Annotated in this window: 12 protein-coding genes; all 12 read left to right on the top strand. The window is 53.9% G+C overall.

Features of this window, described 5'->3' with window-relative positions; genetic code table 11:
• Nucleotides 1–37 precede the first annotated feature (37 nt).
• The 12 genes from ACFO6X_RS11170 (at nucleotide 38) to cheY (ending at nucleotide 14,782) form a co-directional block, all read left to right on the top strand.
• Nucleotides 38–1,591, top strand: a complete 1,554-nt coding sequence (locus ACFO6X_RS11170; RefSeq protein WP_382433017.1) for a flagellin N-terminal helical domain-containing protein — start codon at nucleotides 38–40, stop codon at nucleotides 1,589–1,591.
• Between the two features lie 263 nt (nucleotides 1,592–1,854).
• Nucleotides 1,855–4,125 carry a tetratricopeptide repeat protein gene (locus tag ACFO6X_RS11165; RefSeq protein ID WP_382433015.1) on the top strand — a complete coding sequence of 757 codons (2,271 nt, stop codon included), beginning with the start codon at nucleotides 1,855–1,857 and terminating at the stop codon, nucleotides 4,123–4,125.
• Between the two features lie 3 nt (nucleotides 4,126–4,128).
• Complete coding sequence (locus ACFO6X_RS11160) at nucleotides 4,129–4,689, top strand: dTDP-4-dehydrorhamnose 3,5-epimerase family protein (RefSeq protein WP_382433013.1); 561 nt, start codon at nucleotides 4,129–4,131, stop codon at nucleotides 4,687–4,689.
• A 14-nt stretch (nucleotides 4,690–4,703) separates the two neighbouring features.
• Nucleotides 4,704–5,945 carry a methyltransferase domain-containing protein gene (locus tag ACFO6X_RS11155; protein ID WP_382433011.1) on the top strand — a complete coding sequence of 414 codons (1,242 nt, stop codon included), beginning with the start codon at nucleotides 4,704–4,706 and terminating at the stop codon, nucleotides 5,943–5,945.
• Between the two features lie 5 nt (nucleotides 5,946–5,950).
• Nucleotides 5,951–6,835 (top strand): NAD-dependent epimerase/dehydratase family protein, encoded by an 885-nt coding sequence (locus ACFO6X_RS11150; protein ID WP_382433009.1) that lies wholly within the window; start codon nucleotides 5,951–5,953, stop codon nucleotides 6,833–6,835.
• Entirely contained in the window at nucleotides 6,835–8,019 is a 1,185-nt protein-coding gene (locus ACFO6X_RS11145) for a class I SAM-dependent methyltransferase (protein WP_382433007.1), read from the top strand. Before ACFO6X_RS11150 ends, ACFO6X_RS11145 begins: the two co-directional genes overlap by 1 nt.
• The gene (locus ACFO6X_RS11140) at nucleotides 8,016–8,789 is read left to right on the top strand and encodes a cephalosporin hydroxylase family protein (protein ID WP_382433005.1); all 774 of its coding nucleotides are present in this window, start codon (nucleotides 8,016–8,018) and stop codon (nucleotides 8,787–8,789) included. The genes ACFO6X_RS11145 and ACFO6X_RS11140 overlap by 4 nt, the downstream gene beginning before the upstream one ends.
• A gap of 25 nt (nucleotides 8,790–8,814) precedes the next feature.
• The gene (locus ACFO6X_RS11135) at nucleotides 8,815–9,633 is read left to right on the top strand and encodes a hypothetical protein (RefSeq protein WP_382433003.1); all 819 of its coding nucleotides are present in this window, start codon (nucleotides 8,815–8,817) and stop codon (nucleotides 9,631–9,633) included.
• A gap of 18 nt (nucleotides 9,634–9,651) precedes the next feature.
• Nucleotides 9,652–12,390, top strand: coding sequence for a glycosyltransferase (locus tag ACFO6X_RS11130; protein WP_382433001.1), 2,739 nt, complete (start codon nucleotides 9,652–9,654; stop codon nucleotides 12,388–12,390).
• A gap of 150 nt (nucleotides 12,391–12,540) precedes the next feature.
• Nucleotides 12,541–13,398, top strand: a complete 858-nt coding sequence (gene motA / locus ACFO6X_RS11125) for a flagellar motor stator protein MotA (RefSeq protein WP_382432999.1) — start codon at nucleotides 12,541–12,543, stop codon at nucleotides 13,396–13,398.
• 8 nt (nucleotides 13,399–13,406) lie between these two features.
• Complete coding sequence (gene motB, locus ACFO6X_RS11120) at nucleotides 13,407–14,333, top strand: flagellar motor protein MotB (RefSeq protein WP_382432997.1); 927 nt, start codon at nucleotides 13,407–13,409, stop codon at nucleotides 14,331–14,333.
• Between the two features lie 65 nt (nucleotides 14,334–14,398).
• Nucleotides 14,399–14,782, top strand: a complete 384-nt coding sequence (cheY, locus tag ACFO6X_RS11115) for a chemotaxis response regulator CheY (RefSeq protein ID WP_281242833.1) — start codon at nucleotides 14,399–14,401, stop codon at nucleotides 14,780–14,782.
• The last annotated feature ends 8 nt before the right edge of the window (nucleotides 14,783–14,790 follow it).

The following is a 14,790-nucleotide window of genomic DNA, read 5'->3' as shown; positions in this document are numbered from 1 at the left end:
CAGATGTATTTGTTTACACCTCTGTAGGAGTTATGCGATGGCATCCACTATCAACACCAACGTCGCTTCCCTGACCGCGCAGCGCAATCTGGGCACCAGCCAAGCGTCGCTGAACACGCCGATCAACCGGTTGTCGTCCGGCCTGCGGATCAACACTGCTAAAGACGATGCTGCTGGCTTAGCCATCTCCGAACGCTTCACCAGCCAAATCCGTGGCACCAACCAAGCTGCACGCAATGCCAACGATGGCATCTCTTTGGCCCAAGTGGCTGAAGGCGCACTCAAGGCCTCTGGCGATATTTTGCAACGGGTACGTGAACTGGCAGTGCAGTCGGCCAATGCCACCAACAGTGCCAGCGACCGCAAAGCCCTGCAACAAGAAGTGAGCCAGCTGGTAGCCGAGTTGGATCGCATCTCCCTGACGACCGAATTCAACGGCAAAAAGTTGCTCGATGGCACTTTTGGCACCGCCCAATTCCAAGTGGGTGCCAATGCCAACCAAACCATTGTGGCTAACACGGCCAATATGCGTGCAGCCACCTATGGCAACAACCAAAATGCAGCCACCAGTGGTTTCGGTACTCAGGCCCAAGCCCCAGCCGCACTGGCCGACCCCCAGCCTAACGGCATCGCCAACGGACAATTGGATCTGAGCGGTTCGCCCACCAGTGGCTCCATCACCATCACCACACCTGAAACTGCCGCCAGCATTGCCAACAAAGTGAATGGCATTTCAGACAAAACAGGCATCACGGCCACCGCCCGCACACAAGTGGCGCTGGTGTTTGGTGACCCCACAGGTGTCACACCACCCGCCAGCGGTTCGTTCTCGCTGACGCTGAAGTCCGACAATGCCCCCGACACGCTGACTATTGCCTTCAGCCTCGAAGCCAGCACGGGCTCCGACCGTTTGGCCCCTGCAGTGGCTGCTGTCAATGAACAAACTGCCAAGACGGGTATCACCGCCAGTCTTTCCTCCGATGGCAAACAACTGATTTTGACCAACGCGAGTGGCAACGATATTTCGGTGGGCAGCGTGACCGGCATTAACAATGCCGAAACGATTGATGTTTACAAACTGGCTGCCGATGGTCTAGCGTACACCACTGGTGGCGCCGCCACACTGCCGTTCAATGCAGCCAGCGGTACACAAATTGACAACACCGGCACTGGCCAAGTGGTCACTAGCAGCGGCTTTATTACACTAGACTCCAACCAGTCGTTCACCGTCATGGCAGACACGAGTGGTGCTCTGTCGGCTGGTGCCTCTGAACTGCAAAAAGTCTCCGATCTGGATGTCACTTCGTTTGAAAGCGCCACCAACGCGCTCAAAACCGTAGACTCGGCCTTGGCCTTTGTCAGCAGCGAACGCGCCAAGTTGGGGGCCATGCAAGCCCGCTTCGAAACCGCTATCAACAACTTGAACATCACGTCCGAAAATCTGTCGGCCTCGCGTTCGCGCATCATGGATGCTGACTTTGCGGTAGAAACGGCCAACCTGTCGCGGGTACAAATTCTGCAACAGGCCGGCACCGCGATGGTGGCCCAAGCCAACCAGATTCCACAGGGCGTGCTGTCGCTGCTCAAATAAAAACAAGCCTTTGTGCTTATGCCAGCCAGCCGCCCACCAGGTGTGCTGGCTTTTTTGTTGGGCCTCGAATTTATCAAGACAGCCAAACATCCAAGTCAGCGGCGCCTGTGTGTCACAGGTCATTAGCAGCCACTGGCCCAAATTCTGGAATAAACCCCATCGCTTGGCGTGCAGTGTGAAGCCTTATAGGCCGCTGTTTTCTTTTCTGTTGTGTGTTTCCTCTTATGCCATGTTCTTCTGATTTGACGACATCCCCCAAGGCCATGACAGTGCTGCTACAACGGACTATGGATTTGGCGCTGCACTGCCACCGTGCCCAAGAATGGGACCAGGCCACTCAGTTGTACGAAGCTGTACTACGCCTGGAACCACAACACCCTGATGCCAACCACAATTTAGGTGCTATTGCGGTAGAAAAAGGAGACTACCTTGGGGCGCTTGGTTTTTTTCAGGCAGCACTACAAGCCCAATCAGACAACACACAATACTGGTTTAGCTTAGTTGATGCATTAATTTTGGCTAAAGAGCATAGTTTAGCCAGCGACATCCTAGAAGATGCCCGCCGTGCTGGTATGGCCGGTGACATGGTCGGCCAACTGGTGCAACGTTTGGTGGCTGAAGAGGTTGATCTCCGGCCTTTAACAAGCCCCCGCCATTCAGAGCCACCAGCACCACTGCAAGCACAATTGGGCCTACTGTATGAGCAAAAAAAATTTACAGAGGTGTTGGCTTTGGGCGAAAAAATGGCCCAGCAGTTTCCGCACAGCAATAAGGCTTTGCGGGCATTGGTTGCAGCCAGAATACAATTAGGTCAATCCAAGGAAGTAGAACCCTATTTACAACAGATTCTACAAAATGAACCACAAGATACAGATGCCCTGAGCAACTATGCTTTGATACGAGGGCAGCGCGGTGAATTGGTACAAGCAGAAGTGCTTTTGCGCCAAGCACTGCATTGGGCACCGCAAGCCATCAATCTTTGGGTATATTTAGGCCAAATGTTGCGGCAACAAGGACGTTTAACTGCTGCCACACACGCTTACACTCAAGCCCTGAAAATAAACAAACATGATCCAAAATTGTTATTCAATTATGGATCGCTGTTGATCGACTTGAATCGATTAGCCGAGGCAGAAAAATACCTTCATGAACTAACCGTTCTACAGCCCAACAACCCAGAGGCACACAATGTTTTAGGTATTGTTTATCAGCAACAAGGCCGTATTGAATGTGCATTGACTGAGTTACGCAAGGCCATCGATTTAGCACCAAAAAACATAGATATTTTTGAGACCTACCTTTTCACTATTAACTGTGCTCCGCAATTAGAGGCTCAAGAACGTTTTTCTGCTTACAAAGAATTTAACCGTCGTTTTGCTGAGCCGTTGCACCAGTATTGGCAGCCACATATCAACCAGCGCAATAGCAATCGGCGCTTGCGTGTTGGCTATGTTGCTTCAAATTTTCGCAACCATTCAAGCCAATTTTTCTTAGAGCCTTTACTGGCCCATCACGATCCACAAAAAGTGGAATTGTTTGCCTATGCTGAATTTTATAAATTAACCGATGCAGTGACAGAAAAATATCGCCAACATTTTAGTGCATGGTGCGAAACCAAGCATCTTAGTGATGACGAATTGGTCGCCAGAATTCGTGCTGACAATATTGACATACTGGTTGACATTTGTGGCCACACCAAAGGCAATCGCCTTACTGTATTTGCACAAAAACCTGCCCCCGTTTCGTTGCATTGGCTTGATTCTGGATACACCACAGGCCTCACGGCAATTGATTATTATCTTACCGACACTGCAACAGTACCTGTTGGCTCTGAAAATTTATTTTCAGAAACTCCGTGGCGTTTACCACGCACAGGATTGGTATTTAGGCCATTGTCCAGCACTGGCAAAGTCAATACCTTACCTGCCTTGGAAAAAGGCTATATTACTTTTGGCACCTTAAGTCGCGCCATACGGCTAAATCAAGAATTAATTACCACTTGGGCAGAATTATTACAACGCATTCCAAATGCAAAATTAGTCATCAATAGCGGTAATTTTCGCGCCCCTGATGTGCGTCAATCTTGGTTAGAGCGATTTGAAAAACTGGGCATTTCTGCTGAACGTTTGGACATCGGATACCAAACCCCTGCTTGGAATGTATTGCGCCGCATAGACATTACTTTAGACTGCTTTCCACAAAACTCTGGCACGACATTGTTCGAGTCTTTATACATGGGGTTGCCCTTCATTACTTTATCGGGTACCCCCAGCATGGGTACATTGGGAGCATCGATTGTGACGGCCTTAGGAAGACCCGAGTGGATTGCCCATTCCAAAGAGGAGTACCTTGAGAAATTAGTGGCCCTGGCCAGCAACGTACCAGCTTTGGCCACACTGCGGGCAGGTCTGCGCCAAGAAATGCAGGCCAGTGCCTTGATGGACGAGGTGGGTTTTGCCCGTGACGTGGAGGCCGCCTACTTTGCAATGTTCCAACGCTGGGCGGATACCCATCCAGAAAATGCCGCAAACTAACCCATGAGCCGCTTTATGGTCACTACCACACCATTGCCCGGTGTGATGAAAATACAGCGCCAACCCTTGGCCGATGCACGCGGTGCACTGACACGCCTGTTTTGCTCCCACGATCTGGCGGCGGCAGGCTGGGATGGGCCTATTGCCCAAATCAACCACACCCACACGGTACACCGTGGCACAGTGCGCGGCCTGCACTACCAACGCCCACCGGCTGCCGAGGCCAAACTGGTCAGCTGTTTGCAGGGTGCGGTTTGGGATGTGGTGGTGGACTTGCGCGCAGGCTCCCCCACTTTCTTGCAGTGGTATGCCCAAGAGTTGTCGGCAGAAAACAATACCGCACTGCTGATTGCGCCCGGCTGTGCCCACGGATTTCAAACACTGGCAGACAACACCGAACTCTTGTACCTGCATTCAGCGCCTTACACTCCCGGTTGCGAAGGGGCTGTGCATGTGCGTGAGCCGCAGCTGGCGATTGCTTGGCCGCTACCGATAATCCATCTATCGGCCCGCGATGCAACCCATGCGCTGCTGCCCCCTGAGTTTCAGGGCATTGCTCTATAAGGTTATTCTTCCCTATGAAGTGCCGTCACTGTGCCGCCCCTGTCACTCTGCCCTTGATAGATTTGGGCACGGCGCCCCCTTCTAATGCGTATTTAGATGCGCTGGCCCTGCATGGGCCTGAGCGTTGGTATCCACTGCGGGTGCTAGTGTGCGAACAATGCTGGCTGGCCCAAACCGAAGACTTCGCCCAAGCCGAAGAGTTGTTTTCGGCCAACTACGCCTATTTCAGTTCTTACTCCAGCACTTGGTTGGCCCATGCCCAAGCCTATGTCGATACGATGGTGCGGCGTTGGGGTTTAGACCAGCAGAGCAAAGTCGTCGAAATTGCAGCCAACGATGGCTACTTGTTGCAATACGTGGCGCAATACGGCATTCCCTGCTTGGGAGTAGAACCCACCACCAGCACGGCCTCGGTTGCTCGCGCCAGAGGTATTCCCATCGTAGAAGAGTTCTTTGGCACGGCACTAGCGCAAAAACTGCTGGCCCAAGGCCACACCGCCGATCTGATGGTCGCCAACAATGTGCTGGCCCATGTGCCCGATATCAATGATTTTGTGACCGGTTTTGCTACCTTGCTCAAACCCAGCGGGGTGGCCAGTTTTGAGTTTCCGCACTTGCTTCAATTGGTGCAACAGTACCAATTTGACACCATCTACCACGAGCATTTTTCTTATCTGTCGCTCACATCAGTGCAGCGCGTTTTTGCGGCCAATGGCCTCACGGTATTTGACGTAGAAGAACTACCTACCCATGGCGGCAGCCTGCGGGTGTTGGCACAACGCACAGATGGCCCAGGGCATCCGATAGCCCCCACCGTGTCCGATTTGCTGGAACGTGAAACTGCTGTGGGTATGTCTAACGCCCTGTTTTACCAAGGCTTGCAAGCACAGGCGTTGCGTATCAAACGCGAACTCCTCACCTTTTTGCTTGAGGCACAAGCCCAAGGCCGTAAGGTAGTGGCCTATGGTGCAGCTGCCAAAGGCAATACGCTACTCAACTTTGCGGGGGTACGATCCGATTTACTGCCTTATGTGGTAGACCGTAACCCCGCCAAACAAGGGCAGTTTTTGCCCGACAGCCGTATTCCCATCGTGGATGAACAGCATCTATGCGCCGACCGCCCTGATGTGGTGTTGATTTTGCCTTGGAACTTGCAAACAGAAGTCAGGCAACAACTGGCCTATGTTCACGCATGGGGAGGGCAATTGGCTGTGGCTATACCACATTTCACCCTGTTACCACAGGATGAGGCCTGATCACTATGAAGGTGCTGTTAACAGGCAGCAGCGGATTTTTAGGGCGCTATGTGCTGCAACATCTGCACCAACAAGGTGTCGAAACTGTATTGCTGGGGCGTCAGCCCCCTAGTGGTATCCACACAAGCCATTGGATAGCGGTAGATTTGCTGGACAACCCAGATGTTGCGGCACTGGTACAGCAAGCACAAGCCACACACCTGCTGCATTTGGCGTGGTATGCCGAGCATGGTCAATATTGGAATTCTCTACTCAATCTGCGGTGGGTGGAGGCCACCACACGCCTGACAGAAGCCTTTTGCCAAGCCGGGGGCCAGCAGGTGGTAGTGGCTGGCACCTGTGCTGAATACGACTGGTCGCACGGCTACTGCCGTGAAGAAAGTACGCCCCTGCACCCGGCAACTCTGTATGGCATAGCCAAAGACGCAGCGCGGCGTTTGGTGATAGCGGTGTGTCAGCAATACCAAATACCCTGTGCTTGGGGGCGCATCTTTTTGCCTTTTGGCACGGGTGAATCGTCCCAGCGCCTGATCCCCTCGCTGCTGGCCGCTTTGCGCGGGCAACGTCCAAACTTTGGCATCTACACCAATGCCTATCGTGACTTTCTGCACGCCTCTGACGTGGCCGCTGGTTTAGTCACCCTGTTGCAAACGCGTGCTTCAGGGGCTTACAACGTCAGTTCGGGTCAACCGCTGCGCTTAGAGATGCTAGTGCGCCATTTGGCAGACATACTGCATGTGAACCCCGAGCCCTTGCTGGCACTCGGCCAGAATCGCCCCCACGACCCCCCTTTGCTAGTGGGAGAATCCCAGCGCCTGCAAGCCCTAGGTTGGTGTCCAGCACTCACCTTAGTGCAAGCTTTGCACCAAGTGACCCAAGAAACCAGCTGATGCCATCTCTCATCACCACCTGCCCTGTTTGTCAAACCAACGCGCTGCAAAGCTTCGTGCACCGTAGTGCTGTGCCGGTACACCAAAATTTGGTCATCGATAGCCTACAAGCGGCCCGATCAATCGCCCAAGGTGTGTTGGAATTGGCCGTTTGCACCCATTGCGGTTTTGTTTGTAATCGGGCTTTTGATCTCTCTCTGCTGGCTTACGGACAAAATTACGACAACACCCAAAGTTGCTCCCCTTACTTTGATGCCTATTTGGATGACTTGGTACGCCACTTGGTAGAAGAGCGTGGGCTGCGAAACTGCACCATTGTGGAAGTCGGTTGTGGCAAGGGGCAGTTTCTGCGCAAGTTGGTCAGCTACCCCGGCGCCAATAACCGGGGTTTTGGTTTTGACCCCAGTTATGTCGGGCCAGATGCTGAATTGGACGGGCGATTAACGTTTCGCCGCTGTTATTACGACGACACATGCACCGATGTGCGTGCAGATGCCGTGGTGTGCCGCCATGTGATTGAACATGTGCCCCAGCCGTTAGCCTTGTTGCACTCAGTACGGCAGGCGTTAACGCACACCCCACAGGCCAGAGTATTCTTTGAAACGCCCTGTGTCGAATGGATTTTGCGCCATCGGGTGGTTTGGGATTTTTTCTACGAACATTGCTCGCTGTTCAGTGCCTCATCGCTGCGTACCGCCTTTGAGCAGGCAGGCTTTGCAGTGCAACAGGTAGATCACCTCTTTAACGGTCAGTACCTGTGGTTAGAAGCCCAACCTACCGTCGGCCCCCTAAAGACCTCCCCCCACCCGCTCACCGATACCATTGCCTTGGCACTGGCCTACAGCAACGAGGAAGATAAACTGCGCCAACTCTGGCACGAGCGGCTACAGGCGCTGCGCCAACACGGCAAAATCGCCCTTTGGGGCGCGGGTGCGAAGGGGGCTACCCTCGCCAATTTGGTCGATCCAGAGGCTACGCTGATCGACTGCGTGGTTGACATTAACCCGCGCAAGCAAGGCCACTACCTTCCGGGCACCGGCCATCCGATTATTGCCCCCACTGATCTACCACAGCGGCAAATAAAGCAGGCCATTTTGATGAACCCCAATTACCGGCAAGAAAACCTGCAATTGCTGGCCCAAGCCCATATTCCACTGGAACTGATCGACTGGAGCGAATCTTGAAAATTATCCTAGATACCGAAGCACAAACCCTGACGGTCGAAGACGCAGACCAGCCACAGATTTTTCCCCTGTATTCCAAGGCTGCCTTTGAAGTGCTGTCTCGCCAATGGGTGCGGGTGGGTTGGAACCAAAAATACCAATACACTTTTAGTTGGATGGGCCGCCCTGTCATTCAGCTACCTGAAGACATGCTGCGGATGCAGGAGGCTATTTTCCGTATCCAACCCGACGTCATCATTGAAACGGGCGTGGCCCACGGCGGCTCACTGATTTTTTACTCGAGTCTGTGCAAAGCGATGGAGCGAGGGCGTGTGATTGGCATTGACATTGAAATCCGCCCACACAACCGACAAGCCATTGAGGCCCACCCCTTGAGCGACCGCATTACCTTGATCGAAGGCAGCTCTACCGCCCCTGACATCGTGGCGCAAGTAAAATCACAGGTGCAGCCCGACGAAAAGGTGCTGGTCATTTTAGACTCTAACCACAGTTATGCCCATGTGCTGGCTGAGTTACAAGCCTATGCCGATTTGGTGACGCCAGGCTCTTATATTGTGGCTACCGATGGCATCATGTTCGATTTGGCTGATGTTCCTCGTGGCACCCCTGATTGGGCCACAGACAACCCTACTTATGCCGCCCGCGACTTTGCCGCGCAGCATCCAGAGTTTCGTATCGAACAACCAGATTGGCCTTTTAACGAGAGTGAGCTGAACCAAAATATTACCCACTGGCCGGGTGCTTGGTTGCTGCGCTTACCACAACCCTGAAAATTGGCCCTGCGGATAGATTTTTATGCACTCCCTTTTTTGCATTACCCACCAACCCCAGATCACGATTGATCTGGACCCCAGTGCCACCATTGTGTGGCTAGGGGCCGCAGGGCAGGCTCCACAAATGGGGCATCAGGTGCTGGATGTACATCAAGCTTACCCTGACCTCATGGCTTGGCATCCATTTTTAACTGGTGCCGCAGGCACTTTTGCCATTAGGCGATTTTTGAATGCACAAGCCCAAGAATTTTCCGATTTTGATTTAATCACGTTAACACAGTACCGAAAATTTATCTCACGGCAGGCATTTGGACGCACCACCGATAGCTTTCCAACCATGCGTTTTATCAATCAATCAACGCAGGTTCCGAACTATGCTGCTTGGTTTACTGAGCCAGAACAATGTTTTTGTATTGCCAACCCACGCAACATTGGCAATACTTTTCAACAATATATTCACGTTCACCAAGCCCCAGATTTTTTGCGCTATTTAGCCATTGCCGTGGAGCATGGGGTTATCACCCCTGATGAATGTTTTCAGCTCATTAACCATCCCACCATCATTCCTGGTGGCATTGAAGTGGGCACATTGCCCATCAACATCTTTTTGGCGATTGCAGAGCAACTAGAAGTGGTGTGTTTACAGTTTCTGGAACACCACCGCCCGGTCAAACTGGATGCCTACCATCGGCGGGCACTGGCTTTCTGTAATGAGCGGCTGGGCAGCTACTTGCTGCAAAAGGTGTTGCTCGAAATTTTTGGGCCAACCATCCCATCCGAGGTCATCGGCTACATGCACACCGTAGACATTGGTGCTACCGAATACCGCGTCGGAACTTGAGAGGACCACTCATACGCTATGAACCATACTTCTGCCAGCGCCAGTGACAACCGCTCTAAGCTGTCCCAGATCACACAAAAACTCAAAGACCGTCTGGCCCCGGCTGTAGCCCAGGCACGGACTGACGAAAAACACCGTGCCTATGCCAGTTGGCTGGAAGACTTTCGCACCAGCGCAGCCCATTGCTTGCCAGTGCTGCCAGCGCAACGTTTGCACCTGCGGGTATTGCTGTGCTGCGCTGCATCCACCGAAGCGGCTTTGTTAGAGCGCACCCATGCCAGTTTGGCCGCCCAGACGCGCCCGGCAGATCAGGTAGACACTATCTGCAACCACCAAACGCCGCTGTGGCAACAAGTGCCAGAGCAGGGGTGGACACTGCTATTGCACGCTGGCGATACCCTGGAGCCACAAGCCCTTTTTATGCTTGAGCGCACCTTGGTAGACCAAGCCAGCGCCGATACCGTGCTGCTGTATTGCGACCACGATGAATGGGGGCCAGACGGCCAGCCAAAGCAACCACGCCTCAAACCCGCCTTGAATGTCGATTTGTTGCGTAGCCTGCCTTACATGGGCCGCGCCTTGGTGCTGAAAAATGCTTGGGGCCAAGCCCAACTGGGTGAGCAAGGTCTGCCCGATTTGGCCGACGCCTACCACTGCGCCCTGCAAGCCAGCGTGTTGCCCGGCAAGGCTGTGCTGCACCTGCCGCTGGTGCTGCTGCATTTATCCTCTACCGCAGACAGCTTGTTCACCACCCAATCGGAGATGTGGCAACGTCTGGCACAGGTGTTAGTGCAACATTTGCAGGTGCAAGCCCCAGCAGCCGAGGTGCTGGAAGGGCCGGGGCCGGGCACTTTCCATGTGTTGTACCCGTTAGAGCGCACCCCCTTGGTCAGCATCGTCATTCCGACCAAAGATTTGCTACCTTTTCTCAACCGCTGTATCGACTCTTTGCTGTCGCAAACCGACTACCCAGCTTTTGAGATTTTGCTGGTAGACAACGACAGCCAAACCCCCGAGGCACGAGAGTTTCTGGCGGGCCTGTCTGCTTTGGGCAGTGATCAAATTCGGGTGCTATCAGCACCAGGCCCGTTTAATCTGTCCAGATTGAACAATCTGGCGGTGGCCCAAGCGCGGGGCGAGTTCGTGCTGTTGCTCAACAACGACACCGCCGTGCTGCAAGCAGATTGGCTCAGCCAGATGGTACGCCACGGCTTGCGTGATGGCGTAGGCGTGGTGGGGGCGCGGCTGCTCTACCCCGACACCACCGTGCAACATGCAGGCATCATTATGGGTTTGGGTGGGCCCGCAGATCACCCGCTGCTGGGGTTAGATAACAGCGAGCCCGGCTATATGTTCCGGGCCCAAGTGGCACAAAATTTTTCTGCGGTGGCGAGTGCGTGTCTATTGGTGCGCAAGTCTGTCTATGAAGCCGTGGGCGGCATGGACGAAGCCACCTTTGGTGTGTCGTACAGCAGCATGGATTTTTGTTTGCGTGTTGGTCAAACGGGCCAGCGCATTGTCTGGACACCCTTGGCCACCTTGCTGCATGAGAGCGGTGCCAGCCAAAAAGCCCAATTGGAAACCATCAGCCCAGAACAAAAAACGCAACGGTTTCAGCGTGAACAAGCAGCCATGTACCAACGTTGGCCGCATATCATCGCCAACGACCCAGCCTACAACCCCAACCTATCGCTGATTGGTACAGGCTACGAGGTGGAATCAAACCGCCTGCTGCGTTTTGATCACTTTCCACAGCCGCTACAGCACAAGGTGGCAGCCTTTCATGCCGATGTACAGGGCTGCGGCCACTACCGCATCATCCAACCCATGCAGGCCATGCTGGATGCGGGGTTATGCCGTGGCGGTGTTTCGCCAGAAATTTTTAGTCCTAACCTGGCCTTGCGCAGCGGGGCCGATATTCTGGTGTTTCAGCGCCCCAACACCGAAATTATGCTGGCCCACCTCAAAGCCCTGACTGCTTTGAAGAATGTGCGCAAAATTTACGAGGTGGATGACCATCTGAGTAAAGTGCCCGTCAAAAGCGCCCACTACGACCTGATACCTCGGGATTTGCGCGGCAAGATGCTCAAGGCCATTGGCCTGTGCGACCGCTTGGTAGTCTCTACCGAAGCCTTGGCGCATGAGTTGGGGAGTTACAACGACGATGTGCGCGTGGTACCCAACCGCTTGGCCCCAGCCATGTGGGGTGCCACGCCCCCCCAACGCCCAGCACGCAGCCCAGGCCAAAAACCACGCATTGGCTGGGCAGGCGGCATCAGCCACCAAGGCGACTTGGAGATGGTGGCAGCCGTCATCAGAGACTTGGCCGATCAGGTAGATTGGGTCTTTATGGGCATGTGCCCCGACAACATCCGGCCTTACATCAAAGAATTTGTACCCGGAGTGCCCACACTCGAATATCCAGCCAAGCTCATGGCACTGACCCAAGATTGGGACTTGGCCATTGCCCCGGTAGAGAGCAATGCCTTCAACGAGTGCAAATCCAACCTGAAGCTGCTGGAATACGGCTGGTGTGGCGTCCCTGTAGTGTGCTCGGACGTAACACCTTACCATTGTGATTTAGCAGTCAGCCGGGTGAAAAACCGCTACAAAGACTGGCGTGATGCCATCTTGGAACGGGTGTCTGATTTGAGTGCCTGCCACCGTGATGGCCTGACACTACAGGCCCAAGTGGCACAGAATTGGAGGCTCACTGGTCAAAACCTACAAGACTGGTATCAGGCTTGGACAAGCTAATAGACCCCAGTTAGCCCTGCTTTTTGCCATAACTACAGGCATCACAACCAGAGCGCATCCGGTACATTAACATCCGTCAGCATCAGGCTCTGCATTGCAAGAGCTGCTGCTTGTTCTGATCGCCCCTGTCACAGCCACCTTTCATCCAGCATGCCCGTCATTATTGGTTACCTTGTCAGCCTGGTCTGCGTCTTCGGCGTGTTCATCTTGCACGGCGGCAATATTGGCGTAGTGCTCAAGGCCTTGCCCTTCGAAATGGCCACCATTGGTGGTGCAGCGTTAGGAGCCTTCGTCATCAACAACCAACCCAAGGTGCTCAAATCCACCATGAAAGGGCTGGCTGGTGTCTTCAAAGGATCTAAATACACCAAAGCACGCTACCTAGAGCTGATGGCTATGCTGTATGAGATTTTGCAAAAGGCGCGCAAAGAAGGCTTGATGGCCATTGAGGGCGATGTAGAAGCCCCCCACGAGTCTGAACTGTTCAAGAAATTTCCCAACGTGGGCTCCGATCACCATGTGGTTGAATTCACCACCGACTACCTGCGCATGATGGTCTCTGGCAACCTTAATGCCCACGAGATAGAAGCCCTGATGGACAACGAAATTGACACCCACCACCAAGAAGCCCATGCCCCTGTGGCGGCCATGGCCCGCTTGGCTGGCGGCCTGCCTGCCTTTGGTATTGTGGCTGCGGTGTTGGGGGTGGTGAATACCATGGGCTCGGTGGGTCAACCCCCGGCTGTGCTGGGTGGCATGGTAGGCTCGGCCTTGGTCGGTACCTTTCTCGGTATTTTGTTGGCCTACGCCTTTGTGGAGCCTTTGGGTGGTCTGATGGAGCAAAAAGCCGAAGACGCAGCCAAGGAATTGTTGTGCATCAAATGCACTTTGCTGGCCAGTATGCAAGGCTACAACCCAGCAACCGCTATCGAGTTTGGGCGCAAAGTGTTGTTCTCCACAGAACGCCCCACCTTCCTGGAATTGGAAGAATACGTGCGTAAGAAGTAAGCCACATCATGGCCACCGAAAAGAAACTTCAGCCCATCATCATCAAGCGCGTCAAGAAGGGCGGCCATGCTGCCCATGGCGGCGCGTGGAAGATTGCCTACGCCGACTTCATGACGGCCATGATGGCCTTCTTCTTGCTGATGTGGCTGTTGGGTTCCACAGCACAAGGCCAGTTGCAGGGTATTGCAGACTATTTCAACTCGCCACTGAAGGTGGCGCTCAGTGGTGGTGATGGTGCAGGCAACAGCACCACGGTGATGCCAGGGGGCGGCAACGACCTCACCAAAGTGCACGGCCAAGTCAAACGCTCGGACGCCCAAGACAAAACCGAACTGGCCAAAGCCCAACAGGCACAACAGGACGCACAGCGCATCAAGTCGTTGCGTGCCAAAATCGACGCCATCATCACGCAAAACGCTCGGTTGAATGAATACAAATCCCAAATCCGGATTGATGTCACGCCCGATGGCCTGCAAATTCAGATTGTGGATGACCAAAACCGGCCCATGTTCGACAGCGGCAGTGCGTTGGTCAAACCCTATATGCGCGATATTCTCCAGGCCATTGGCTCCTCCCTTTCGGATGTAGAAAGCCGCATCAGCTTGGCTGGTCATACCGATGCTGTACCCTATGGTTCTGGTCAACGGGGTTATAGCAACTGGGAACTCTCTGCTGACCGGGCCAACGCCTCTCGCCGAGAATTGGTAGCCTCAGGCATGCCTGACAACAAACTAGCCCGTGTGGTGGGCCTGGCCAGCAGTGATTTGCTGCAACCGAACGATCCGCGCGCACCAGCCAATCGGCGTATTACCATCACGGTCTTGACACGCGAAGCGGAGGAAAGATTGCTCAGTAAAAGTGCCCTGATTCTCCCCGCAGCACCATTGCCCAATGAAAAGCAGGAAAATCCCCCCGCTACTAGCTCCAAGCCATAGACTGGCGCTATCGATTATGCTTCCCATGACAACATATACTGCAATCCCGACCGAAAGGGTCTCACGTGTCTGACCTTCGCTTCCTGATCGTTGACGACTTCTCTACGATGCGCCGCATCGTCCGCAACCTGCTCAAGGAAAGTGGGTTCTCTGATGCCGATGAAGCCGAAGATGGCGTAGCGGCACTGCACAAGCTGCGTTCAAGCAAGTTTGACTTTGTCGTCACCGACATCAACATGCCCAACATGAACGGCTTTCAGCTGCTGGCAGAAGTCAAGGCTGATGAAAAACTCAAGCACCTGCCGGTGCTGATGGTCACGGCTGAAGCCCGCAAAGAAGACATTGTGGCGGCAGCTCAGGCTGGCGCGGCAGGCTACATCGTCAAGCCCTTTACCAAGGCCACGCTGGAAGAGAAGGTTAACCTGATCATCAAAAAGCAGGGGCTGTAAGCCATCGC

Origin of the sequence: Giesbergeria sinuosa, assembly GCF_042652905.1 — a bacterium.
Classification (GTDB): Bacteria; Pseudomonadota; Gammaproteobacteria; order Burkholderiales; family Burkholderiaceae_C; genus Simplicispira; species Simplicispira sinuosa.
This window is presented reverse-complemented; position numbering and strand designations above follow the sequence as displayed.

Coding starts and splice junctions, on each gene's coding strand:
- ACFO6X_RS11170 (WP_382433017.1), top strand. CDS start 38: ATGGCATCCACTATCAACACCAACGTCGCTTCCCTGACCGCGCAGCGC.
- ACFO6X_RS11165 (WP_382433015.1), top strand. CDS start 1,855: ATGACAGTGCTGCTACAACGGACTATGGATTTGGCGCTGCACTGCCAC.
- ACFO6X_RS11160 (WP_382433013.1), top strand. CDS start 4,129: ATGAGCCGCTTTATGGTCACTACCACACCATTGCCCGGTGTGATGAAA.
- ACFO6X_RS11155 (WP_382433011.1), top strand. CDS start 4,704: ATGAAGTGCCGTCACTGTGCCGCCCCTGTCACTCTGCCCTTGATAGAT.
- ACFO6X_RS11150 (WP_382433009.1), top strand. CDS start 5,951: ATGAAGGTGCTGTTAACAGGCAGCAGCGGATTTTTAGGGCGCTATGTG.
- ACFO6X_RS11145 (WP_382433007.1), top strand. CDS start 6,835: ATGCCATCTCTCATCACCACCTGCCCTGTTTGTCAAACCAACGCGCTG.
- ACFO6X_RS11135 (WP_382433003.1), top strand. CDS start 8,815: ATGCACTCCCTTTTTTGCATTACCCACCAACCCCAGATCACGATTGAT.
- ACFO6X_RS11130 (WP_382433001.1), top strand. CDS start 9,652: ATGAACCATACTTCTGCCAGCGCCAGTGACAACCGCTCTAAGCTGTCC.
- motA (WP_382432999.1), top strand. CDS start 12,541: ATGCCCGTCATTATTGGTTACCTTGTCAGCCTGGTCTGCGTCTTCGGC.
- motB (WP_382432997.1), top strand. CDS start 13,407: ATGGCCACCGAAAAGAAACTTCAGCCCATCATCATCAAGCGCGTCAAG.